The organism is Streptomyces shenzhenensis (assembly GCF_003688995.1).
GTDB classification, from domain to species: Bacteria; Actinomycetota; Actinomycetes; order Streptomycetales; family Streptomycetaceae; genus Streptomyces; species Streptomyces shenzhenensis_A.
Window position 1 is genome coordinate 220,646 of sequence record NZ_PENI01000006.1, and the last position, 23,554, is coordinate 244,199.

Annotated in this window: 18 protein-coding genes and 1 tRNA gene; 7 read left to right on the plus strand and 12 right to left on the minus strand. The window is 70.9% G+C overall.

Annotated elements, in window-relative coordinates:
* Positions 1 to 215 precede the first annotated feature (215 nt).
* From CTZ28_RS12810 to CTZ28_RS12820, 3 genes are all read left to right on the plus strand, one after another.
* Entirely contained in the window at positions 216 to 554 is a 339-nt protein-coding gene (locus CTZ28_RS12810; protein WP_121889463.1) for a DUF6344 domain-containing protein, read from the plus strand.
* Between the two features lie 305 nt (positions 555 to 859).
* Positions 860 to 1,648 carry a GntR family transcriptional regulator gene (locus CTZ28_RS12815; protein ID WP_121889464.1) on the plus strand — a complete coding sequence of 263 codons (789 nt, stop codon included), beginning with the start codon at positions 860 to 862 and terminating at the stop codon, positions 1,646 to 1,648.
* Positions 1,649 to 1,656: 8 nt separating this feature from the next.
* The gene (locus CTZ28_RS12820) at positions 1,657 to 2,418 is read left to right on the plus strand and encodes a glycosyltransferase family 2 protein (RefSeq protein WP_121889598.1); all 762 of its coding nucleotides are present in this window, start codon (positions 1,657 to 1,659) and stop codon (positions 2,416 to 2,418) included.
* Positions 2,419 to 2,437: 19 nt separating this feature from the next.
* Here the strand turns inward: CTZ28_RS12820 and CTZ28_RS12825 are convergent, their stop codons facing one another.
* The 3 genes from CTZ28_RS12825 to CTZ28_RS12835 form a co-directional block, all read right to left on the minus strand.
* Positions 2,438 to 3,370, minus strand: coding sequence for an FkbM family methyltransferase (locus CTZ28_RS12825; RefSeq protein ID WP_183154371.1), 933 nt, complete (start codon positions 3,368 to 3,370; stop codon positions 2,438 to 2,440).
* Complete coding sequence (locus CTZ28_RS12830; RefSeq protein ID WP_121889465.1) at positions 3,367 to 3,555, minus strand: ferredoxin; 189 nt, start codon at positions 3,553 to 3,555, stop codon at positions 3,367 to 3,369. Before CTZ28_RS12830 ends, CTZ28_RS12825 begins: the two co-directional genes overlap by 4 nt.
* 196 nt (positions 3,556 to 3,751) lie before the next feature.
* The gene (locus tag CTZ28_RS12835) at positions 3,752 to 4,243 is read right to left on the minus strand and encodes a hypothetical protein (protein ID WP_259471574.1); all 492 of its coding nucleotides are present in this window, start codon (positions 4,241 to 4,243) and stop codon (positions 3,752 to 3,754) included.
* A gap of 623 nt (positions 4,244 to 4,866) precedes the next feature.
* Here CTZ28_RS12835 and CTZ28_RS12840 point away from each other — a divergent pair.
* On the plus strand, positions 4,867 to 9,102 hold the full coding sequence (locus CTZ28_RS12840) for an nSTAND1 domain-containing NTPase (protein ID WP_259471575.1): 4,236 nt from the start codon (positions 4,867 to 4,869) through the stop codon (positions 9,100 to 9,102).
* A gap of 212 nt (positions 9,103 to 9,314) precedes the next feature.
* Here CTZ28_RS12840 and CTZ28_RS12845 read toward each other — a convergent pair.
* The 9 genes from CTZ28_RS12845 to dnaA form a co-directional block, all read right to left on the minus strand.
* Positions 9,315 to 9,391, minus strand: a tRNA-Ile gene (locus CTZ28_RS12845).
* Between the two features lie 133 nt (positions 9,392 to 9,524).
* Complete coding sequence (locus tag CTZ28_RS12850; RefSeq protein WP_121889467.1) at positions 9,525 to 10,334, minus strand: DUF3566 domain-containing protein; 810 nt, start codon at positions 10,332 to 10,334, stop codon at positions 9,525 to 9,527.
* 18 nt (positions 10,335 to 10,352) lie between these two features.
* Positions 10,353 to 12,947 (minus strand): DNA gyrase subunit A, encoded by a 2,595-nt coding sequence (gyrA, locus tag CTZ28_RS12855; RefSeq protein WP_121889468.1) that lies wholly within the window; start codon positions 12,945 to 12,947, stop codon positions 10,353 to 10,355.
* A gap of 42 nt (positions 12,948 to 12,989) precedes the next feature.
* Positions 12,990 to 15,053 (minus strand): DNA topoisomerase (ATP-hydrolyzing) subunit B, encoded by a 2,064-nt coding sequence (gene gyrB, locus CTZ28_RS12860; protein WP_121889469.1) that lies wholly within the window; start codon positions 15,051 to 15,053, stop codon positions 12,990 to 12,992.
* A 460-nt stretch (positions 15,054 to 15,513) separates the two neighbouring features.
* Positions 15,514 to 16,056 (minus strand): DciA family protein, encoded by a 543-nt coding sequence (locus CTZ28_RS12865; RefSeq protein ID WP_121889470.1) that lies wholly within the window; start codon positions 16,054 to 16,056, stop codon positions 15,514 to 15,516.
* Complete coding sequence (gene recF / locus CTZ28_RS12870) at positions 16,053 to 17,174, minus strand: DNA replication/repair protein RecF (RefSeq protein WP_121889471.1); 1,122 nt, start codon at positions 17,172 to 17,174, stop codon at positions 16,053 to 16,055. The genes CTZ28_RS12865 and recF overlap by 4 nt, the downstream gene beginning before the upstream one ends.
* Positions 17,175 to 17,226: 52 nt before the next feature.
* Positions 17,227 to 18,102 (minus strand): phosphogluconate dehydrogenase (NAD(+)-dependent, decarboxylating), encoded by an 876-nt coding sequence (gene gnd / locus CTZ28_RS12875; protein WP_121889472.1) that lies wholly within the window; start codon positions 18,100 to 18,102, stop codon positions 17,227 to 17,229.
* A gap of 143 nt (positions 18,103 to 18,245) precedes the next feature.
* The gene (gene dnaN, locus CTZ28_RS12880; protein ID WP_121889473.1) at positions 18,246 to 19,376 is read right to left on the minus strand and encodes a DNA polymerase III subunit beta; all 1,131 of its coding nucleotides are present in this window, start codon (positions 19,374 to 19,376) and stop codon (positions 18,246 to 18,248) included.
* 961 nt (positions 19,377 to 20,337) lie between these two features.
* On the minus strand, positions 20,338 to 22,284 hold the full coding sequence (gene dnaA, locus CTZ28_RS12890) for a chromosomal replication initiator protein DnaA (RefSeq protein ID WP_121889474.1): 1,947 nt from the start codon (positions 22,282 to 22,284) through the stop codon (positions 20,338 to 20,340).
* A 374-nt stretch (positions 22,285 to 22,658) separates the two neighbouring features.
* Here dnaA and rpmH point away from each other — a divergent pair, with 374 nt between their 5' ends.
* Genes rpmH through yidD form a run of 3 tightly spaced genes read left to right on the plus strand, consistent with a single transcriptional unit; the run spans position 22,659 to position 23,551 of the window.
* Entirely contained in the window at positions 22,659 to 22,796 is a 138-nt protein-coding gene (gene rpmH / locus CTZ28_RS12895; RefSeq protein ID WP_003956500.1) for a 50S ribosomal protein L34, read from the plus strand.
* A 21-nt stretch (positions 22,797 to 22,817) separates the two neighbouring features.
* A complete protein-coding gene (rnpA, locus tag CTZ28_RS12900) occupies positions 22,818 to 23,189 on the plus strand; it encodes a ribonuclease P protein component (protein WP_121889475.1) in 372 nt (123 codons plus the stop codon).
* Positions 23,186 to 23,551, plus strand: a complete 366-nt coding sequence (yidD, locus tag CTZ28_RS12905; protein WP_121889476.1) for a membrane protein insertion efficiency factor YidD — start codon at positions 23,186 to 23,188, stop codon at positions 23,549 to 23,551. Before rnpA ends, yidD begins: the two co-directional genes overlap by 4 nt.
* Positions 23,552 to 23,554: the final 3 nt, after the last annotated feature.

Here is a 23,554-nt window from a genome sequence, read left to right on the forward strand (position 1 = left end):
CCCGGCCGAAGGGTGATCGCACCTCCACACACGGTGACTTTGCTCCCCCTTCACCACCCGAGGTCCATATATGGGCGAATTACTTCTACTTTGCGCCCATCCGAGTGGCGTTCATCTGAACATCGACGCGCCACGTGCGAAGGTCCACCACTTCGCGACGTCCATACACATCATGAGGAAAGTACGCAAATCGCCCAACCCGAAAGTGAGGGGTCATGGCCCGGAACAACAAGGTCATGAATCTGTGGACCGTTATCGTCACCGCCTTCCTGGCGCTGTTCGCGGCGCTCGGACTCGCCTCGTCGACGACCGCTGCGGCCGCCCCGCAGACCGAGGCCCCGCAGCGGAGCACCGCACCCGCTCCGCTGCCGGCGACGCCCCACTGGTCCTGGTCGTGGTCCTGGTCCGAAGCCAGGGCCCTGCCCCCCACGATGAAACAGCGGATCGGGGCCGAGGCCCACGGCAAGACCCCCAGTTGCCGCCACAGCCCCCTCGACGACACCGCGGCGACCATCCTGTCGGGCCTCACCGCCCCGGCACCGCTCACCTGCTGAGTCCGGCCCCTCCACCGCTGACGACGGACCTGACGGAACGCTGCCGGACCCGACCGGAACCCGGCACCCAGCGGTACAGCGGCAGCACGGACGGCGCGCGGCACCGAAGACGCGCACACGAGACGTGCGGCCCCGAAGACGCAGTGATGCAGCAGCACCTGATGGCGAACTTGCGTACAGCTCTCACATCAGCCGAATCCCCCGGCCTCCCCCGGCCGGGGGCCTTCGTGTGCCCGCTCTCCCCGCCCGGCCCCCAGTCGTAAGGACCTCTTGAGGAGTCGTAGCCTGGTGCGGAGGTGACCCCTGTGCCCAAGGCGTACGAAGTGATCGCGGACGACATCCGCAGATCCATCCGCGACGGCGGACGCGAGCCGGGCGAACGCCTGCCGTCGGAGACGGATCTGGCGCGGCACTACCGGCGCAGTGTGCCGACGGTCCAGAACGCGCTCCGGGTGCTGAACGAGGAAGGCCTGATCGACAAGCGGCACGGCAGCGGCACCTTCGTCCGCTGTCCACGCACGCGTGCGGTCCGCGACAACGGCCGCCACCGGTGGGAGAAGCGCCGGGCCCGCGAGCCCGAGGCCGAGCGCGCACAGACCGGGGCGACCGAGCACGACACCGGTCTTGAACTGCGGGATCTCGTCTTCTACGCCGCGTACCGGGAGATCGAGGCACCCCAGGACCTCGCGGACGCGTTCGGCGTCCCCGCGGGGACCGCCCTGCTCGAACGCACCTACCGGACGCGCCACACCGCCGAGACCGCCCCGTTCAGCCTGGTCACCTCCTATCTCGTCCGCGACTTGATCGCCGCGAACCCCGCGCTCCTGGACGACGGCAACGAGCCGTGGCCGGGCGGCACGCAGAACCAGCTGTACACCGTGGGCATCGAGGTGGACCGGGTGGAGGAGCGCTTCACCGCCCGCCCGCCGACGCCGGAGGAGGCCGAGGAGCTGGAACTGCCGCCGGGCACCTCGGTGATCCTGCTGCGGAAGACGTCGTACGACACAGCAGGCCGCGTCGTGGACATCACCCACGTCACGCTCCCCGGCGACCGCACGGAACTGCTCTTCACCACGTCTCTGGAAAGGTGGTGAGGGCCGCCGTGCGCCGGCGCGTCATCATCGTCGTCACTGCCGTTCACACGCCGTCGGCCCCGTTCCTGGAAGAGGCCTACACGTCGCTGCGCGCCCAGGAACTGCCCGACGGCTGGGCCTGGCACTGGGTGATCCAGGAGGACGGGGAGACGGACGACGTCCGTCCGTACGTCCCCGACGACGCGCGGGTGACCTTCCGGCAGGGGCGGCCGGGCGGCCCCGGCGTGGCCCGCACGATGGCACTCGCGCACGCCGACGGCGCGTACGTCAAGGTCCTGGACGCCGACGACCGGCTCACCCCGGGCGTTCTCGCCCGCGACCTGGCCGTCCTCGAAGGGGACCCCGGCATCGGCTGGGTGACCTCACGGGTGCTGGACCTCATGCCGGACGGCTCCACGGTCGGCTTCCCCGGAGACCCCGACGACGGGCCGATCGAGCGCGGCGTCGTGACGGAGTACTGGGAGCGGAACGGCTTCCGCGCCCCGGTCCACCCGGCGACGCTCTGCGTACGGCAGGACCTCCTGGTCGCGCTCGGCGGCTGGATGGCGCTGCCCGCCTCCGAGGACACCGGGCTGCTCCTGGCCCTGAACTCCGTGAGCCGCGGCTGGTTCTCCCGGGAGGTGGGGCTCCTCTACCGCAAGTGGGAGGGCCAGGTGACAGGCCAGGCCCCGCACCTCGACCCGGCCGAGCGGGACGCGCGGATGGCGGTCGTCGCGGCCAGGGCGCGGGCGCTGGAGCGGTTCGGATGGCACGCTCCGGTGACCGGCTGACCGGCTGGCCGCCTGGGGGTCAGGGCAGGGTCTCCGCGTCCACCCGGGAGAAGATCAGATCGCTCTCGGCCTCGACGGGCCCGCGCCAGCGAACGGGCACGCCCGAAGGACCGCTCAGTGCCGCCGGATAGCTCCCGGGCGCGTAGTCGTTGGCCAGCCGATAGACGTGAAAGCCCGCGTCGGTCATCGTCCTGAGCAGGTCGTCGGCCGAGTCCCCGAGCCGGGCCATGCGCTCGGGGGTCACCTCGACGCTGATCTCCGCGTCGGGCCGCAGCCTGTCCAGCAGGGGCGCGAGCCCCCGGACGACGCCCCCTTCCGCGCCCTCCACATCGATCTTGATCACCCGGGCGCTCGCGATCTCCGCCGGTTCGAGCAGGTCGGGCAGCGGGCGGGCCTCGATCTCGAAGGTGGACTCCGCGGGGCCGTCGTACGGAACGATGCTGTTCGCCCCCATGTTGCGGGAACTGGCGAGTACGAAGGTCAGGGTCCTGTGGCCGTCGGAGACCGCCGCGTTGACGGCCCGGATGTTCCGGCAGTCGTTGAGCGCGCGCTGCTGCAGCAGGCGGCGGTGGAACACGGGCGAGGCCTCGATCGCCACGACCCTCCCCCGGTCACCGACGAGCCCCGACGCCAGGACGCTGAAGACCCCCACGTTCGCGCCGACGTCGACGAAGCCGTCCCCCGGCTTCAGCCGGCGCCGCAGCCAGCTCGTCATGTGCGGTTCCCACACCCCGAACAGGTACACGTACCGCTGGATGAGGTCCTGCGTGTCCACCGCGAACCGCGCGCCGGAACGGGTCGTGACGACGCGTCGGCGGGGGTGGTCCCGCAGATACGGGTTCAGCCAGCGGGTGACGAGGGGCGCCTTGCCGAACGAGCCCGGGGCGGCGCGCACATACCGGCGGCCGAGCGTGGCCAGAACCGCTGCCAGGGCACTGTCGCCGCCGCTCATTCGGTGACGGTGATCGCCTGGGAGGGGCACAGCTCGGCCGCCTCCCGCACGAGGCCCTCGTCCCCGCGGCTCTCGCGAACGGGCCGCACGACGCCGTATCCGTCCTCGAAGGCGAAGACGGACGGAACCCGGTGGGCGCACTCGCCGGAGCCGTAACAGAGGTCGGGGTCGATGGAGACCGTCACATGCACTCCAGTCGCAGGGGGACACCGACCTCGAACGCGTTCGAGGGGCCGGTGCGGAGCAGGTGGCTCACACGACGTCACTGCCCTGCGAACGGCCCGGCGAACCGGCCCCCGCGAGGACCCGGCGGATCGCCCCGGGCGGACCCCGGCGAATCGGCTCCCGGGCAGACGGCCCCGGAGGAACCCGACGGCGCCGCTACTCCTCGGCACCCCCGGTCGCGAGCCAGTGGGCGACCCTGCGCAGGGTGGTCTCGTCGAGTCGCTCGACGAGGGTCTGTACGGCGGTCAGGTCGTCCGGCGTGAGGTCGTAGCGGCCCGCCCTGCCCAGCCCCGCCATGAGTACCTGGTGCCGCCGGTCGTCCATGCGCTCGGCCAGCATGCTCGGCTCCGCGGCCCCGGCCGGCCGTTCCCCGGCGGCGTCGGCGGGCGGCACCTCCCCGGTGCCGGAGGCCGGGGGCGTGGAGCGTTCGAAGCGGTGCCATGCGCCGTCCCGCGGCCCCCACAGGGCGACGGCCGGCTCGCCCCCGCGCGCCCGCACGGTCTGGGTCATCTCGCCCACCGCGTGCAGCACGGGGGAGCGGTGCGGCGACTCGGCGCCGATCCGCCATGAGGCCGAGTCCGGCTCGTAGAACATCGCGACCCAGCGTGGAGCGCCCGGCGGCTCCGGGCTCTGCAGACGTGTTTCCACCGCGCTCACCCCTTCGGAAGCAACCCGAGGGCGACCATAACTGACGTACCATCAGATTGACAGGCTCGTATCGCGGTCGCACGGAGGCATTCCCGCCGCCCGGCACAGGACCCGCTGCTCCGCACAGCACCCGCTGCTCCGCGCGGGAACCGCCGTCCCGCACGGGACCCGTCGTCCGGCACTGGTCCCTCCCCACGTGGGGACCAGTGCCGGACGCCGCGGGCGGTGTCGATCCGCACCGCATCGGCGTATCGGTGCGGATCGAGGGAATGGCGGCCCCGAGGCCACCGCGAGGGTGCCGGAAGGGGTGCGCGATGTGCGGCTGGCGGGCTGTCGGGTCCGGGCGTCCGGCTCACGCGTCCGGACGTTCGTCGCTGTTTTCTGATTCCGGCGGAAGCTGACCGAGAACATGCGGCGCCATGAGCCGACTCTCCGCGGCTCTGGGGTGCTGACCTGTCCGGACGGCGTGCGAACGCCGGGTAACCGGTCCGCTACTGCATCGCGATCCTGCCATCTGCGGCGCACAGCCACGAGGTTCCGGGGCCCGTCCGACGGAATCGCCGCAGGTCAGCCATATAGGGTGAGTTTTCCGGTCCGGACGTCCAGCGGCGGGGAGTTAAGGGGTGGAGACCTTGAGTTCCGACTCAGGGGCGCGCACAGCCTTCGCGGAACGTCTCGCGCTGTTGTACAAGGAAGCGGGCAACCCTCCCCTCAAGCGCGTGGCCGAGGCGGTCGTCCGGTTGCAGCGGGTCGACGAGCGCGGGCGGCCCGTCCGGGTGTCCGCCCAGCGCATCAGCGACTGGCGGCGGGCCAAGAACGTACCCGCCCAGTTCGGTGCCCTCGCCGCGGTGCTGCACGTGCTGGTCCCCGAGGCCCGGCGGGCACGGCCGGCTCCGGTCTACCCGGGCCTGTACGACCTGGCCGAATGGCAGCGGCTGTGGGAGCGCGCGCTGGCCGACCCGGTCGGCGACCGCCCGGCGGCGTCCCCGGACGAGGAGGAGGGCGCGTCGGGCGAGGCCCCGGCCGTGCCCGGAGTGTGCCCGTACCGCGGGCTCGCCGCCTATCGCCGGGAGGACGCCCGCTGGTTCTTCGGCCGGGAGCGGAGCACGGAGGCCCTTGTCGATCTGCTCCGCGCGGCGGAGCGCACCGGCGGCCTGGTCATGCTCGTGGGCGCCTCGGGGGCGGGGAAGTCCTCCCTCCTCAACGCGGGCCTGGTGCCGGCACTGCGCGACGGCACCGAGTCCGGCGGCGGCACCGCGGGCGACGGTGACGCGCGGCCACGCGGGGAGGGCCGGCCGCGCGGGGACGCACCGCCCCCGCGCGTGGTGCTCCAGCTCGTCCCGGGAAACGATCCCCTCGCGGAACTGACCGGCCGGATCCCGGAGCTGGCCCCGCTCGTCCCGGCCGCCGCGGAGCCGACGACCACCGGGCGGGGGGCGCCGGGCGACCCCCGGTCCACCCGGCCGACGGCCGAGGAACCCGGCGCCCGCCGCCCTGCACAGACACCGGGCGCGGATCCGGGTGACCCGCGGTTCCCCCGGGCGGCGGGCGCGGAACCCGGCGACCCCCGGTTCGCCCAGGCGGCAGGCACGGGGCCAGGCGATCCCCGGTTCCCCCGGGCGGTCGGCGCGGCCGTCGCCGCCTGGGCGGAGCGCGAGGCGCCCGGCGCCGCCCGCCCCGTGGTCGTCGTGGACCAGTTCGAGGAGGCGTTCACCCTCTGCGCCGACGAGGCGGACCGGCGCGCGTTCATCCGGATCCTGCACGCCGCCTGCACGCCCGCCGGACCGGACGCCCCGGCCCCCGTACAGGTCGTCCTGGGCATCCGGGCCGACTTCTACGAGCAGTGCCTCAGCCATCCCGAACTGGCCGACGCGCTCCAGCACCGGCACATGGTGCTCGGCCCGCTCACCGCCGCCGAGCTGCGCGAGGCCGTGACCGGACCGGCCAAGGCGGTGGGCCTGGAACTCGAACCGGGCCTGGCCGAGCTGATCCTCCGCGAGGTCAGCGCGGACGGCCCCCGCGGCGCGCACGACGCGGGCGTGCTCCCGCTGTTCTCCCACGCGCTGCTCGCCACCTGGCTGCGGCGCAAGGGGGGCAGGCTCACGCTGGCCGGCTACCGCGCGGCGGGCGGCATCCAGGGAGCGGTCGCGGCGACCGCCGAGCGCGCCTGGTCCGGCCTCGACCCGGAGGCGCGCACGGCGGCGCGGCTGCTGCTGCTCAGGCTGGTCCGGCTGGGCGAGGACACCCAGGCCACCCGCAGACGGGGCACCCGGCGGCAGCTGGCGGCGGAGTCGACGGACCCGGACGGTACGGAGGAGTCGCTCGAAGCCCTCGTCCGCGCCCGGCTGGTGACGCTCGACGCGGACACCGTCGAGATCACCCATGAGGCGCTGCTCCACGCCTGGCCCCGGCTGCGCGACTGGATCGACGAGGACCGGCAGGGCAACCTGCTGCGGCAGCGCCTGGAGGAGGACGGCCGGGCCTGGGAGGGCTCGAACCGCGACGCGTCACTGCTCTACCGGGGGTCCCGGCTGGAGCAGGCCCGCGCCTGGGCGACGTCCGCCGGTGACACCTCCCTGACCCGGAGCGCCGCGGAGTTCCTGGCCGCCTCGGTCAGGCTGCGCAAGCGCACGGTCCGGATCAGCCGGGGCGCGGTGGCGGCGCTCGTGGTCCTCGCGATCCTGGCCGCCGGCTCGGCGGTGATCGCCTGGAAGCAGCGCAACGACGCGGTGTTCGAGCAGGTGGTCGCCGAGGCCGATCGGGTCCAGTACACGGATCCGTCGCTGTCCGCGCAGCTCGACCTCGTGGCGCACCGCCTGCGGCCGGACGACGAGGGCGCCAACAACCGGCTGATCTCGATCGTGAACGCCCCGCTGGCCACACCGCTCCTCGGCCACACCGGCGCCGTCTACCTCACCTCGTTCAGCCCGGACGGCAAGGTCCTGGCCACTGCCGGCTACGACCGGACCGTACGGCTGTGGGACGTGACGGACCGGACGCGCCCCAGGCCACTCGGCAAGCCCCTCACCGGCCACTCCAGCTGGGTGAGCAGCGCCGTCTTCAGCCCCGACGGCCGCACCCTCGCCAGCGCCTCGGACGACGGCACCGTCCGCCTGTGGAACGTCACCTCCCCGGGCCGTCCCCAGGCGCTCGGCACGCCGTTGAACGGCCACGACGGCACCATCTACCTGCTCGCCTTCAGCCCGGACGGGCACACGCTGGCCGCGGCCACGGACCAGCACGTGGTACGGCTGTGGGACGTACGCGATCCGGGCCGGCCGAAACCGCTCGGCGCCCTGACCGGACACACCGACGCCGTCCGTTCCCTGGCCTTCGGCCCCGGCGGACGGACGCTGGCGGCGGGCGCTGACGACGGCTCGATCAGGCTGTGGGACATGACCGATCCGCGCCGGCCGGCCGAACTCGGCACGCCGCTGACCGGGCACACCACGACGGTGCACTCCGTGGCGTTCAGCCCGGACGGGCGCACCCTCGCCAGCGGCAGCACGGACAACACCGTACGGCTCTGGAACGTGGCCGACCCGGGCCGCGCGGCACCGCTCGGCACCCCGCTGACCGGCCACACCGGTCCCGTCTGGTCGGTGGCCTTCAGCCCGGACGGCAATCTGCTCGCCGCGGCCAGCGCGGACAGCACCGCGTCCCTGTGGAACGTCAGCGACCCGGCCTATCCGTCCCAGGTCGGCGAGCCCCTGTCCGGCGGCAGCGGCGAGATGTACGCGCTGGGTTTCAGCCCCGACGGCCGGACCCTCGCCACCGGCAGCGGCGACAGCAAGGTCCGGCTGTGGACGATCCCGGTCACGGACATGATCGGCCGCATCGGCGCGTTCCGGCCGGACGGGCACGTGCTCGCCGCCGCCGCACGCGACGGAAAGGTCCGGCTGTGGAACATCGCCGACCCCGACCGGCCCACCCTGCTGTCCGAGCCCTTCATGCCGGGCGACGGCGACGTGCGGACGCTGGCGTTCTCCTCCGACGGCCGTGTCCTCGCGGTGCGGATGGGCAGCCGTTCACTGCAGCTGTGGAACGTCTCCGCCCCGTACCGGCCCGTTCCCTACGGCGCGCCGCTCACCCTGCGGACGCGGTTCGCGGGCCCCAACGCCCTGGCCTTCGCGCCGGACGGGCGCACCCTGGCCACCGCCTACGACGACCGCACCGTCCGGCTGTGGGACGTCAGCGACCCGGCCGACCCGGTGCCGCTCGGCCGGCCCCTCACCGGCCACAAGGGATACGTCAACGCCCTCGTGTTCGGTCCCGACGGGCGCACCCTGGCCAGCGGCAGCGCGGACGGCACCGTCCGGCTGTGGAACGTGGCCGACCCGCGCCGCGCCACCCCCGTCGGCAGCCCCCTCGCGGGACACCTCGGCCCCGTCAACACCCTCGCCTACAGCCCGGACGGCCGGACGCTGGCCAGCGGCAGCGACGACGACACGGTACGGCTGTGGGACATCGGCGACCCGGCCTCGGCCGGCGAGCTGGACGCGCCCCTCACCGGCCACACCGAGGCGGTCGTCTCGCTGACGTTCAGCCGGGACGGCCGCACCCTGGCCAGCGGCGGCAACGACAACACCGTACGGCTGTGGGACGTCACCCACCCGTCCAAGGCGTCCCCGATCGGCCAGTCGCTGAGCCCCAACGCCAAGACCGGCAACTTCCTGGCGTTCAGCCCCCACAGCCACCTGCTCGGGGTGTCGAGCGGCGCGGACACCGTACGGCTGTGGAACCTGGACGTCGACCAGGCCGTCCGCCACATCTGCGCGACCACCCGGGGCGTGCTGACACCGCAGAAGTGGGACGAGTACCTGCCCCGGCTCTCGTACGACCCCCCGTGCGAACGCTAGCGACCGAGCACCCGTGATCCGGCTCACAACTCCCGCCCGACGTCGGACAGTTGCCGCCCCCGCTTGACCACCCTTGTACCCTTGGCCATAGCTCGACCGTTGGTGCATCCCCCGTCTCCAGCGGTCGAGCCTTTTCACACCCTCCACGCGCCCCCGCCGATCGACGCCGACGCCAAGAGACCCCCGGACCGATGATCCGGAGGTCTTCTCACTGGTGGGGCTAACAGGATTTGAACCTGTGGCCTCATCCTTATCAGGGATGCGCTCTAACCAACTGAGCTATAGCCCCGCCGCGCTCTGCGGTGCGTGGCCCGCGCGCTGACTCCTGAAGATTAGCGCACGACCGGGGCAGTCCCAAAATCGGTTGTCGCAGGCCGCACGGCAGAGGTTCGGCACCGCCGCGACGCGGTACGCCGCACGTCCTACTCGTCCTCCGCCAGCGTCAGCTCCACGCCCCCGACGAAGCCCGCGGAGAGGTTGTAGATGAACGCGCCGAGCGTGGCCAGCGCCGTCGCGAGGACGACGTCGATGACCGCGATGATCGCCGTGAACATCAGCACATGCGGAAGCGACAGGAAGGCTTGCAGGTCAAAGCCGTTCGCCTCGTTCGATCCTGTCGCCTCCGAGATGGTGCCGCCGACGGTCGAGAAGACGCCCATCGCGTCCAGGACCATCCACAGCACCGCGGACGCGACGATCGTGCAGATGCCGAGCGCGATGGAGAGCAGGAAGCTGACCTTCATCACCGACCACGGGTCGGCCTTGGCCACACGCAGCCGCGCCTTGCGGGTGCGGGGCGTGGTGCGCGCGCCGGTGCGCGGCCGGCGCACCGTGCCGGGCCCGGCCGCGGCCGCGGCCTGTGCCGGGTAGGCCTGCGGCGGGTGGTAGGGCCCGGCGGGCTGCTGCTGCCGCCGCTCACCCGGCAGCGGGGAGGCGCCGTGCGCCTCCCCGGCCGGGGGCTGGGCCGGCTGCTGGGCGCCGGAAGCGGCCGGGCCCGCCCCAGCGCCGTAATGCTGGGTCTGCGGGCCTCGGGTGTCCGTCACAGTTCCCCCCTGGGATCCATGAGTGTCGGGCGAGTGCGGGTCGGTCGCGGACGACTTGACCGGCTTCAGATTGGTCGTGTGCGGATCCGTCGCATGCGCGGCGGAGCCACGGCCGCCGCTGCCCGTTCCCCTACCGGAATCGTTGCCGGCCGGGGAACCGACCGAACCGGCGCCCGTGGCTCCGCTCACGATGACACACTCCTCGTGCTACTCGGCCGAGGGCGCCTCACCCTCGTCCGTACCGGCGGACGCGGCACCCTCGGCGACCTCGTCCACGGCCACGTCACCGTCGACTTCCTCCGCCTCGCGCCCCGCCTCGGCGTTACGTGCGATACCGACGACGGCATCGCGCTTGCCCAGGTTGATCAGTTGGACGCCCATGGTGTCACGGCCCGTCTCCCTGACCTCGCTGACTCGCGTACGAATCACACCGCCGGACAGCGTGATGGCGAGGATCTCGTCGCTCTCCTCGACGATCAGCGCGCCGACGAGCGAGCCGCGGTCCTCCACGATCTTGGCGGCCTTGATGCCGAGGCCGCCGCGCCCCTGGACGCGGTACTCGTCGACGGCGGTCCGCTTCGCGTACCCGCCGTCCGTGGCAGTGAACACGAACGTACCGGTTCGAACAACATTCATCGAGAGAAGCTCGTCGCCCTCGCGGAAGCTCATGCCCTTGACGCCCGAGGTCGCCCGGCCCATCGGCCGCAGCGTGTCGTCCGAGGCGGTGAACCTGATCGACTGTGCCTTCTTGCTGATCAGAAGCAGATCGTCGTCCGACGACACCAGTTCGGCCCCGATCAGTTCATCGTCGGACCCGTCCTCCCGCTCCCGCAGGTTGATCGCGATGACACCGCCGGAACGGGGCGAATCGTAATCCTTCAGAGGCGTCTTCTTGACCAGACCCGCCTTGGTGGCGAGGACCAGGTACGGCGCCGCCTCGTAGTCGCGGATCGCGAGGATCTCGGCGATCGACTCGTCCGGCTGGAAGGCCAGCAGGTTCGCCACGTGCTGCCCGCGCGCGTCCCGTCCGGCGTCCGGCAGCTCGTACGCCTTCGCCCGGTAGACCCGGCCCTTGTTGGTGAAGAACAGCAGCCAGTGGTGCGTGGTGGAGACGAAGAAGTGGTCGACGATGTCGTCCTCCTTCAGCTTCGTGCCCCGCACCCCCTTGCCGCCGCGCTTCTGCGCCCGGTAGTCGTCCGTCTTCGTCCGCTTCACATAGCCGCCGCGGGAGACGGTGACGACGATGTCCTCCTCGGCGATCAGGTCCTCGATGGACATGTCGCCGTCGTAGGGCACCAGCATGGTCTTGCGGTCGTCGCCGTACTTCTCGACGATCGCGGCCAGTTCCTCGCTGACGATGCCGCGCTGGCGGACCGGCGAGGCGAGGATCTGGTTGTACTCGGTGATCTTCGCCTGGAGTTCGTCGTGCTCCTGGACGATCTTCTGGCGCTCCAGGGCGGCCAGTCGGCGCAGCTGCATCTCGAGGATGGCGTTCGCCTGGATCTCGTCGATCTCCAGGAGCCCCATCAGGCCGGTGCGCGCCACGTCGACGGTCGCGCTGCGCCGGATCAGCGCGATGACCTCGTCGATGGCGTCCAGGGCCTTCAGCAGGCCGCGCAGGATATGCGCCCGCTCCTCGGCCTTGCGCAGCCGGAAGCGCGTACGACGGACGACGACCTCGATCTGGTGCGTCACCCAGTGCCGGATGAACGCGTCCAGGGAGAGGGTCCGCGGCACCCCGTCGACCAGCGCCAGCATGTTGGCGCCGAAGTTCGTCTGCAGGTCGGTGTGCTTGTAGAGGTTGTTCAGGACGACCTTGGCAACCGCGTCCCGCTTGAGGACGATCACCAGCCGCTGGCCCGTGCGCGAGGACGTCTCGTCGCGGACGTCCGCGATGCCGCCGATCCTGCCGTCCTTCACCAGATCGGCGATCTTCTGCGCCAGGTTGTCCGGGTTGACCTGGTACGGCAGCTCCGTGACCACCAGGCACTGGCGGTTCTGGATCTCCTCGACCTCGACGACCGCGCGCATGGTGATCGAGCCGCGCCCGGTGCGGTAGGCCTCCTCGATGCCCTTGCGGCCCACCACCAGGGCGCCGGTCGGGAAGTCCGGGCCCTTGATGCGCTCGATGAGGGCGTCGAGCAGCTCCTCGTGCGAGGCGTCCGGGTGCTCCAGGCACCACTGGGCGCCGGCCGCGACCTCGCGCAGATTGTGCGACGGGATGTTGGTCGCCATGCCGACCGCGATGCCGGCCGAGCCGTTGATCAGCAGGTTCGGGAAGCGGGAGGGCAGGACGGTCGGCTCCTGGGAGCGGCCGTCGTAGTTGTCCGTGAAGTCGACGGTCTCCTCGTCGATGTCGCGGACCATCTCCATCGACAGCGGCGCCATCTTGCACTCGGTGTAGCGCATGGCGGCCGCAGGGTCGTTGCCCGGGGAGCCGAAGTTGCCGTTGGAGTCGACGAGCGGCATGCGCATCGCCCACGGCTGGGCCAGGCGGACCAGCGCGTCGTAGATCGAACTGTCGCCGTGCGGGTGGTAGTTGCCCATGACGTCGCCGACCACGCGGGCGCACTTGTAGAAGCCGCGCTCGGGCCGGTAGCCGCCGTCGTACATGGCGTACAGGACACGGCGGTGGACGGGCTTGAGACCGTCACGGACGTCGGGCAGCGCACGGGACACGATGACGGACATCGCGTAGTCCAGGTACGAGCGCTGCATCTCCGTCTCGAGCCCGACGGGCTCGATGCGCATGGTGTCGCCGCCCTCGGCCTCGGGCGTGACTGGGGTGTTCTCGTCGGCCATTGCTGGTGAAGATCCTTCCCGGTACGGTCAGCTGAGACCGACTCAGATGTCGAGGAAGCGAACGTCCTTGGCGTTGCGCTGGATGAACTGGCGGCGGGCCTCGACGTCCTCGCCCATCAGGACCGAGAACAGGTCGTCGGCCTGGGCGGCGTCGTCGAGGGTGACCTTGCCGAGGACCCGGTGGTCGATGTCCATCGTCGTCACGCGCAGCTCCTCGGCGTTCATCTCGCCGAGGCCCTTGAAGCGCTGGATCGAGTCCTCCCTGATGCGCTTGCCGCGCTGGCGGCCCAGCTCGATGAGGGCGTCGCGCTCGCGGTCCGAGTAGGCGTACTCGACGTCCTCCCGGCCCCACTTGATCTTGTAGAGCGGGGGACGGGAGAGGTACACATGGCCCCGCTCCACCAGGTCCCGCATGAAGCGGAAGAGGAAGGTCAGCAGCAGGGTGTTGATGTGCTGGCCGTCGACGTCGGCGTCCGCCATCAGGATGATCTTGTGATAGCGGAGCTTCTCGATGTCGAAGTCCTCGTGCACACCCGTGCCGAAGGCGGAGATCAGCGCCTGGATCTCCTGGTTCTGCAGGATCTTGTCGATCCTGGCCTTCTCGACGTTGAGGATCTTGCCGCGGATCGGGAGGATCGCCTGGTACTGCGGGTTGCGGCCGGACTTGGCCGAACCGCCGGCGGAGTCACCCTCGACGATGAAGATCTCGCACTTGGCCGGGTCGTTGGACTGGCAGTCCGCCAGCTTGCCCGGCAGGGACGCGGTCTCCAGGAGGCCCTTGCGACGGGTCAGATCGCGGGCCTTGCGGGCCGCCACGCGCGCGGTGGCCGCCTGGATGCCCTTGCGGATGATGTCCGAGGCCTCGTTCGGGTTGCGGTCCAGCCAGTCGTTGAGGTGCTCGTAGACGGCCTTCTGGACGAAGGTCTTGGCCTCCGTGTTGCCCAGCTTGGTCTTCGTCTGGCCCTCGAACTGCGGCTCGCTCAGCTTGACCGAGATGATCGCGGTCAGGCCCTCGCGGATGTCGTCGCCCGTGAGGTTGTCGTCCTTCTCGCGCAGCAGCTTCTTGTCGCGCGCGTACTTGTTGATCAGCGAGGTCAGGGCCGCCCGGAAGCCCTCCTCGTGCGTGCCGCCCTCGTGGGTGTGGATGATGTTGGCGAAGGAGTACACGCCCTCGCTGTAGCCGCTGTTCCACTGCATCGCGACCTCGAGGGACAGGCTCTTGTCCCTGTCCTCGGCCTCCAGGTCGATGACGGTGGGGTGCACCACGTCTCCCTTGCGGGAGTTGAGGTACTTCACGAAGTCGACGATGCCGCCCTCGTAGTGGTACGTGACCGCCTTGACCTCGTCCTTCTCGTCGGCGCCCGCCTCGTCCGCCCCCGCGGTGGCCTTCGCCGACTCGCGCTCGTCGGTGAGCCGGAGGGTCAGGCCCTTGTTGAGGAACGCCATCTCCTGGAAGCGCCGCGAGAGCGTCTCGAAGGAGTAGTCGGTGGTCTCGAAGATGTCCGGGTCGGCCCAGAAGGTGACCGTGGTGCCGGTCTCGTCGGTCTCCTCGTGCTCGGCGAGCGGGGCCGTCGGCACGCCCATCTTGTAGTCCTGCGTCCAGCGCCGGCCGTCGGTCCTGACCTCGACCGACACCTTGCTCGACAGGGCGTTGACGACGGAGACGCCGACGCCGTGCAGACCGCCGGAGACCGCGTAGCCGCCGCCGCCGAACTTTCCGCCCGCGTGCAGCACGGTCAGCACGACCTCGACGGCCGGCTTGCCCTCGGAGGGGACGATGCCGACCGGGATGCCACGGCCGTTGTCGATGACACGGATGCCGCCGTCGGCCAGGATCGTCACGTCGATCGTGTCCGCGTGGCCGGCCAGCGCCTCGTCGACCGAGTTGTCGACGACCTCGTACACGAGGTGGTGCAGACCGCGCTCGCCGGTCGAGCCGATGTACATGCCGGGTCGCTTGCGAACCGCGTCCAGGCCCTCGAGCACGGTGATCGCGCTGGCGTCGTACGAGGCGGTGACCTCGCCGTTCACGTCGGCGTCAATGGACGGGATGTTCTCGTTGGGGTTGCCGGAATCGGCCACGAAGCGCCCTTTCTGGCACAGCACGAGCCAGGCTCCTGGGGATGCCCCCTCTGGAGGAGGGTTGCCGGAGCGGCTGCGGCATGTTGCGTTGGTAAGCCCTGATCAGCGTTGCTCAGCTTTTCCCGGACGGTCCCCACGGTCGGGGCGGGATCGGCTCCAGTCTACCGGTAGCGCCGACAGTGATGGGGGTTTGCCGGTACCTGAGTCCCCATGTGCCGCCCTCAACCGGTCTCGGCCGGGTCCCGATATACGGAAGGGGGCTCCAAGAGGCTCACAGCGCCACTCAGCGCTTCTGGCTGTCAACCCTTGGCTACTCCAGGGTCAGGTCGCGCCGTGCGACCGCGCGCGCTGTCCCGGCGCACCGGCCCGCGGCAACCCGCACGGGCCGTCCGACCAGCGACGATGTGAGGTCGGTCACCTGATCGACCGGTCACTCTGAACACCCCTCGACAACCCCGTGCGTGCCCCTTCGGTGACGCGCCGGTCACCCATAGGTGTCACCGGGGCCCGTGCTGCCCGGGGCGCGCAGGGGGCCGTAGCGACGGGTGGGGCCACCGGGACCGTGCACCTTGATCAGCTTCACCGTGCCATGCCCGAGGTCCTCGTTGAGGCGGGCGACCAGCGCCGGGGCGAGCAGCCGCAGCTGGGTCGCCCACGCCGTGGAGTCGCACTGCACGGACAGGACGCGCTCGTCCTCGTCGTACCGCTGCGGCACACAGTGCTTGGCGAGGTCGTCGCCGACGATCTGCGGCCAGCGGCCCATCACCCCGCCCACCGCGGCCGGCGCCTCCCAGCCGCGCTCGGTGATCAGCCGGTTGATGGCGGCGCCCAGCGCCATCGGATCGCGGCCGTCGGCACGCGCACCGGAGCGCAGCCCCCCGCGCCGCGCCTGCTTCTTCTGCCGCGCCGCGTCCCCACGCGCGCGTGCCGCCTCCTTCGCCGCGCGCAACGCCACGCGCGCGAGGTCGACGCCCGAGGGCTCGGGGGACCGCGAGGGCTGCGCCGGGGTGGGCTCGTCGGTGCTCATGCGCGCTCCACCGTCCCGTCGGACACCGCGTACCGGGCCCCGGCCAGGATGTCCGGTACGTCGTCGTCGACGGCGGCGGTCACCAGGACCTGCTCGCCCGGCGCGACCAGTTCGGCGAGCCGCTCCCGCCGCCGGGCGTCCAGCTCGGCGAACACGTCGTCCAGGACGAGCACCGGTTCATTGCCCTCCGAGCGGAGCAGCTCGTACGAGGCCAGGCGCAGCGCCAGCGCACAGGACCAGGACTCGCCGTGGGAGGCGTACCCCTTAGCGGGCAGCCGGCCGAGTCTGAGGATCACGTCGTCCCGGTGCGGGCCGACCAGGGTGACGCCCCGCTCGATCTCCTGCTTGCGCGCCTCGGCGAGCGCGGCCGTCAGCTGGCCGTACAGCTCCTCGCGCGTGTGGGCCTCGCCGGGCGCTGACGGCTTGTACTCCAGGGCGACGGGACCGCCCCCGGGGGCCAGCTGCTCGTACGCCTTGTCGGCGAGCGGCTCGACGGCGGCGAGCAGGTCCAGGCGCTGGGCGAGCAGGTCGGCGCCCGCGCGCGCGAGGTGCTGGTCCCAGACGTCGAGCGTGGACAGATCCATGGTCCGGCCGCCGTGCCTGCGGGCCAGCGCGGCCGACTTCAGGAGGGTGTTGCGCTGCTTGAGGACCCGCTCGTAGTCGGAGCGCACGCCCGCCATCCGCGGCGCGCGGGCGGTGATCAGCTCGTCGAGGAAGCGGCGCCGCTCGCCGGGATCGCCCTTGACCAGCGCCAGGTCCTCGGGCGCGAACAGCACGGTCCGTACGATGCCCAGCACGTCCCGGGGCCGGACCTGGGCAGACCGGTTGATCCGGGCGCGGTTGGCCTTGCCCGGGTTCAGCTCCAGCTCGACCAGTTGCTGCCGCTCGCCCTGTCTGACCTGCGCCCGGATGATCGCGCGCTCGGCCCCCATGCGGACCAGGGGCGCGTCCGAGGCGACGCGGTGGCTGCCGAGGGTGGCGAGATAGCCGACCGCCTCGACGAGGTTCGTCTTGCCCTGCCCGTTGGGGCCGACGAAGGCGGTGACGCCCGGGTCGAGCGGGACCTCGACCCGGGCGTACGAGCGGAAGTCGGCCAGCGAGAGATGCGTGACGTGCATGGTCGTTCGCCGACCTCCCCCAGACATGTGGACCGACGGGCGGTCCTGTGGATTACTTCTGCGCGACCGCGTGGCCGCCGAACTGGTTCCGCAGCGCCGCGATCATCTTCATCTGCGGCGAGTCGTCCTGCCGCGAGGCGAACCGCGCGAACAGCGACGCGGTGATCGCGGGCAGCGGCACCGCGTTGTCTATGGCGGCCTCCACCGTCCACCGGCCCTCGCCGGAGTCCTGTGCATAGCCCTTGAGCCCGGCCAGGTGCTCGTCCTCGTCGAGGGCGTTCACCGCGAGGTCCAGGAGCCAGGAACGGATGACCGTCCCCTCCTGCCAGGAGCGGAAGACCTCGCGCACGTCCGTGACGGAGTCGACCTTCTCGAGCAGCTCCCAGCCCTCGGCGTAGGCCTGCATCATCGCGTACTCGATGCCGTTGTGGACCATCTTCGCGAAGTGGCCCGCGCCGACCTTGCCGGCGTGCACCGCACCGAAGTCGCCCGCCGGCTTGAGCGCGTCGAAGAACGGCTGCACCGCGGCGACGTGCTCCGCGTCGCCGCCGTACATCAGCGCGTAGCCGTTCTCCAGGCCCCAGACCCCGCCGGAGACACCGCAGTCGACGAAGCCTATGCCCTTGGCGGCCAGCTCCTCGGCGTGCTTCTCGTCGTCCGTCCAGCGGGAGTTGCCGCCGTCCACGACGACATCGCCGGGCTCCAGCAGCCGGGCCAGCTCGTCGATCGTGGACTGGGTGGGCTCGCCGGCCGGGACCATCACCCAGACCACGCGCGGGCCGGAGAGCTTGCCCACAAGCTCCTCCAGGCTGTGCGCATCGGCGAGGTCCGCGTTGCGGTCGTATCCGATGACGGTGTGGCCCGCGCGGCGGATCCGCTCGCGCATGTTGCCGCCCATCTTGCCGAGGCCGACGAGACCGAGCTCCATCAGTTGGTGTCCTTCGGTTGCTGTGTGACGTGTGGGGCACGTTCGTACCCGCGTCCGAGCCTAAACCCGGACTGCCACGCACAGCTGTGGGCATACGCGCTCAAACGTACGCCCTCACCTGGGGCTTTGCCGGACCGGACGGGTCAGCCGCTGAGGCGGACCGGCATGATCAGGTACTTGTAGGCCTCGTCCGCCTCGGCGTCCACCGCGGGCCTGCCGCTGAGCAGCGCGGGCTTCGTCGACGTCGTGAACGACAGCTGCGCCACCGGCGAGTCGATGGCGCTCAGCCCGTCGAGCAGGAACGTCGGGTTGAAGGCGATGGAGATGTCGTCGCCCTCGAGCTGCGCGTCGACCCTTTCCACAGCCTGTGCGTCGTCGCTGGAGCCGGCCTCCAGGATGAGCACGCCCTGCTCGAAGCTGAGCCGCACCGGGGTGTTGCGCTCGGCGACCAGGGCGACACGCTTGACGGCCTCCACGAAGGGGGCGGTCTCGATCACGGCGACCGAGTTGAACTCGGTCGGGAACAGCGTGCGGTACTTCGGGAGATCGCCTTCCAGCAGACGCGTGGTCGTCCGCCGGCCCGCGCCCTCGAAACCGATCAGGCCCTCACCGGCACCGGAGCCGGACAGGGCGAGGGTCACGCTGTCGCCGCTGGTCAGCGCCTTGGCGGTGTCCAGGAGCGTCTTGGCGGGCACCAGGGCCACCGCGGAGGCTTCCGGGTTCTCCGGCTTCCACAGGAACTCGCGGACCGCGAAGCGGTAGCGGTCGGTGGAGGCCAGCGTGACGGTGTCGCCCTCGATCTCGATGCGCACACCGGTGAGGACGGGCAGCGTGTCGTCGCGGCCGGCCGCGATGGCGACCTGCGCGGCGGCGGAGGCGAAGACCTCGCCGGGGACCGTGCCCGTCGCGTTCGGCATCTGCGGCAGGGCCGGGTACTCCTCCACAGGCAGGGTGTGGAGGGTGAACCGCGAGGAGCCGCAGACGACCGTCGCCCGTACACCGTCGGTGGAAATCTCCACCGGGCGGTTGGGGAGGGCGCGGCAGATGTCGGCGAGGAGGCGGCCGGAGACGAGGACGGTGCCCTCCTCCTCGACCTCTGTCTCGACGCTCACGCGCGCGGAGACCTCGTAGTCGAAGCTGGACAGGCTCAGCTGGCCGTCCTCGGCCTTCAGGAGGAGGCCGGCGAGGACAGGCGCCGGCGGACGGGCCGGAAGGCTGCGTGCCGCCCAGGCCACTGCCTCCGCGAGTACGTCGCGTTCCACCCGGATCTTCACCGTAAGCCGCCTCCTGCTGTTGCTACTGAGTCCTTCGACCCGGTGTCACTGTCCCCAGGGTGGGGAAGAACACCGGGGACCAGTCTGACGCACCGCACTGACAGTAGGTGCCCGTCGGGGTCAAGTCGTGCCGGGGGGCGGTCGGGCACGAGAGGGCGAGTTGTGCACAGGCCCCGCTTCGAAACGGATTCCGCTCTCTCTCTAGCTGGGAGTAGTAGTAGGGCCTGTGGATACCGTGGATAACCACGTTTGCCCTGCTCAGCGCGGAAATTTTGTCCACGGGCCCTGTGGGCGACGGCGGTGGACAACCAGGGGTCTCTGTGGAGAACAAGAAGTTCTGCACACCCCACCCACAGCCTGAGGCCACTTCTCCCCAGCTGCGTCCCCAGGTTTACCCACGTTTCCCACACCCCAATCCGGCACCTTGGTGTGACGCCTTTCACTCGACGCGGTGATCGGGTGCGTCGTGTTGCCGAACAGTGGACAGGGATGTGGAGAAGCCGGTGATCGCTGGGGACAACCGGCCCCAGCCTGTGGGTTGCCGGTGGACAACTTCATGCACAGCCTGTGGATCTCTGCTTTGTCCACAGGCTGTGGAGATCTTTCGTCCACCAATCCACAACCGGATGACCTGCCTTGATGTTCTTTCACCAGACTGGGCTGTGGACACGTTCTGGACAACTCCACGGTCCCCAGGATGTGGACGGAAAAAACTCACTGAATCTGTGGAGGGCGGCCGTAACCCGGCGGGTAATCGAACAGGGGGTGACCGGCGGACATCGGGCGACCGCCTCCGCGCGGTGCCCGGCCGGGGCTGTGCAGGGACGCGATCGGCGTCCGACGGCACCCCGGCCGCGCCACGGCCGGGGTGCCGGAAGCACAGAAACCGGGGTGCCGGAAGCACAGAAAGGCGCCCCTGGGATCTCTCCCGGGAGCGCCTCGTGCCGCGCGGCGGCCGGCGTCAGCCGTTCTTGATGCGGTTGGTCAGCTCGGTGACCTGGTTGTAGATGGAGCGGCGCTCCGCCATCAGCGCGCGGATCTTGCGGTCGGCGTGCATCACCGTCGTGTGGTCGCGCCCGCCGAACTGCGCGCCGATCTTCGGCAGCGACAGATCGGTCAGCTCCCGGCACAGATACATGGCGATCTGGCGGGCGGTGACCAGGGCACGGCCGCGCGAGGTGCCGCACAGGTCCTCGACCGTGAGACCGAAGTAGTCGGCGGTCGCCGCCATGATGGCCGGCGCGGTGATCTCCGGCGCGGTGTCCTCGCCGCCGGGGATCAGATCCTTGAGGACGATCTCCGTCAGGCCCAGGTCCACCGGCTGCCGGTTGAGCGAGGCGAACGCCGTCACCCGGATCAGCGCGCCCTCCAGCTCACGGATGTTGCGTGAGATCCGGGAGGCGATGAACTCCAGCACCTCGGGCGGGGCGTTCAGCTGCTCCTGCACCGCCTTCTTGCGCAGGATCGCGATGCGGGTCTCCAGCTCGGGCGGCTGGACGTCGGTGATCAGCCCCCACTCGAAGCGGTTGCGCAGCCGGTCCTCCAGGGTGACCAGCTGCTTGGGCGGCCGGTCGCTGGAGAGCACGATCTGCTTGTTCGCGTTGTGGAGCGTGTTGAAGGTGTGGAAGAACTCCTCCTGCGTCGACTCCTTGTCCGCGAGGAACTGGATGTCGTCGACAAGAAGGATGTCCATCTCGCGGTAGCGCTTGCGGAAGCTGTCGCCCTTGCCGTCGCGGATGGAGTTGATGAACTCGTTGGTGAACTCCTCCGAGCTCACGTACCGCACGCGCGTGCCCGGGTAGAGGCTGCGCGCGTAGTGCCCGATCGCGTGCAGCAGATGCGTCTTGCCGAGCCCCGACTCCCCGTAGATGAAGAGGGGGTTGTAGGCCTTCGCCGGTGCCTCGGCGACGGCGACCGCGGCGGCGTGCGCGAAGCGGTTGGACGCGCCGATGACGAACGTGTCGAAGAGGTACTTCGGATTCAGCCGTGCCGTCGGCTCGCCCGGACCGGTCGCCGGCGCGGGCTGCGCGGCCAGCGGGCCGGGGGCACCCGTGGCCGGCCGGTTCGGCCCCATCGGACCGCCGCGGTGCCCATGGCCGGAGCCGGCCGGCGGCTCGGGCAGCTCGCGCCGGGTCGGGTCCCGCTGGTCGTAGTCGGGACGTCCGCCTTCGTACGCGGAGCGCTGCTGCTCGTACGACGAGCGCTCCCTGCCCTGCGGGCGGTAGTCCTGCGCGGCGCCGTACGTGTCCTGCCGGGAGGCGTAGGGGTCCGGTGACGCATAGGCGTCGCGCGCCGGCGAACCGTAGGAGTCCTGCGACGGCGACGCGTAGGGGTCGCGCTCCGGGAAGCCGAGCCGCGGCTGCTGCCAGCCGTACTCGTCCTGGCCGGGCCGCGGCCAGGCGCCGGGCTCGGGCCGCTGGTACTCGGACGGATAGGCGGGGCGGGGGGCGGGCACCTGGCTCGCCTGGGGGGAGGTCTCGGTGCCCGGCAACTGCTCGGCGCGGTGCCGGCCGTACCCCTCGTACGGGGCCGGCGACAGCTCGGGCTCCTCGTAGCGGGACTTCGGCACCGTCGGCACGGTCTCGTCGGCCGGGGCCGCGTGCCGGGGCGCGGGCGGCGCCGGAGGCTCGCCCGCGGACTCGTCGACGGTGATCGCGATGCGGATCGGCCGGCCGCACTCCCGGCTCAGGGTCTCGCTGACGATCGGCGCCAGCCGGCCCTCCAGTACGCCCTTCGCGAATTCGTTCGGCACGGCGAGCAGCGCGGTGTCCGCGACCAGGGCGAGCGGCTGGCACCGCCTGATCCAGTGCTCGTCCTTCGCCTCCACACCCTGACCACGGCCTTCTCCGAGGAGCTGCTCCAGTACGCGTGGCCACACTGCGGCAAGATCGGCAGGTACATCAGCCACAGGGCACGCTCTCTCACAGGTCCCACGAACGTGTGGTTTGCGGGACGGGTCGGGATCTAAATCGGGTGGTGCGGGGGACAAGGGAACGAATCGGAGTCCAGTCACGGTAGTCAGCGCGGCGGGTACGGTTCAAGTTGTTGTCCCCAGGCTGTGGATAGTGTCTCTCCGTGACCCTTGGTTTGACCGGATGGCCTAGCCGCGCGTACCGTAACCAGGTCGAGTTGTCGATGGCTGCTGCCGCCTGCCTCCGATGGGCACAGGTCACGTCAGGTGATCGGTAAGCGGTGCACTCGGGCGTCACTGCGAGCTACTCGTGGGCGCACGGTGACAGCCAGGACGGCACCCCGCCACTACTGATTTTCTGGAGCCCCCGAGTGAGCAAGCGCACCTTCCAGCCGAACAACCGTCGTCGCGCGAAGACCCACGGCTTCCGGCTGCGTATGCGCACCCGTGCCGGCCGCGCGATTCTCGCGTCCCGCCGTAGCAAGGGTCGCGCCCGTCTGTCCGCCTGATCCCGATCAGGTCATGACGTCGTGCTGCCTACCGAGAACCGGCTGAGGCGGCGCGAGGACTTCGCGACCGCGGTACGACGGGGTCGTCGGGCCGGACGCCCGCTCCTCGTCGTCCACTTTCGTAGCGGTGCCACGGACCCGCACGCGCCTGGGGACAGCGCTCCCCCGACGCGTGCGGGTTTCGTCGTCAGCAAAGCCGTGGGCGGCGCCGTCGTACGCAACAAAGTGAAGCGCAGACTTCGTCATCTGATGCGTGATCGAGTCGCCCTGTTCCCCCCCGGTAGCCTGGTAGTCGTACGAGCGCTGCCCGGATCGGGTGACGCAGACCATGCACAGCTGGCCCGAGACCTGGATGCCGCCGTGGGGCGGCTGCTGGGAGGGGGCGCGCGATGAAGTACCCGCTACTGGCTCTGATCAAGCTGTACCAGTGGACGATCAGTCCGCTGCTCGGGCCGGTGTGCAAGTACTACCCGTCGTGTTCTCACTACGGCTACACGGCCATCGACCGGCACGGTGCGATCAAGGGCACGGCACTGACCGCCTGGCGCATCCTCCGGTGCAATCCGTGGTCGCTCGGCGGTGTGGACCATGTTCCGCCGCGCAAGCGCCCGCGGTGGCACGAAATGCTGCGCAGCGCCTGGCGCGCACGCAAGGGCGGGCCCTCCGCCGCCGAACCGGCCACCGAGCCGAAGCTCCCTTCCGAGCTTCCCTCGAGCCCGGCCGCAGAGACCTCGTCCCATGCCCAAGGAGCATGATTA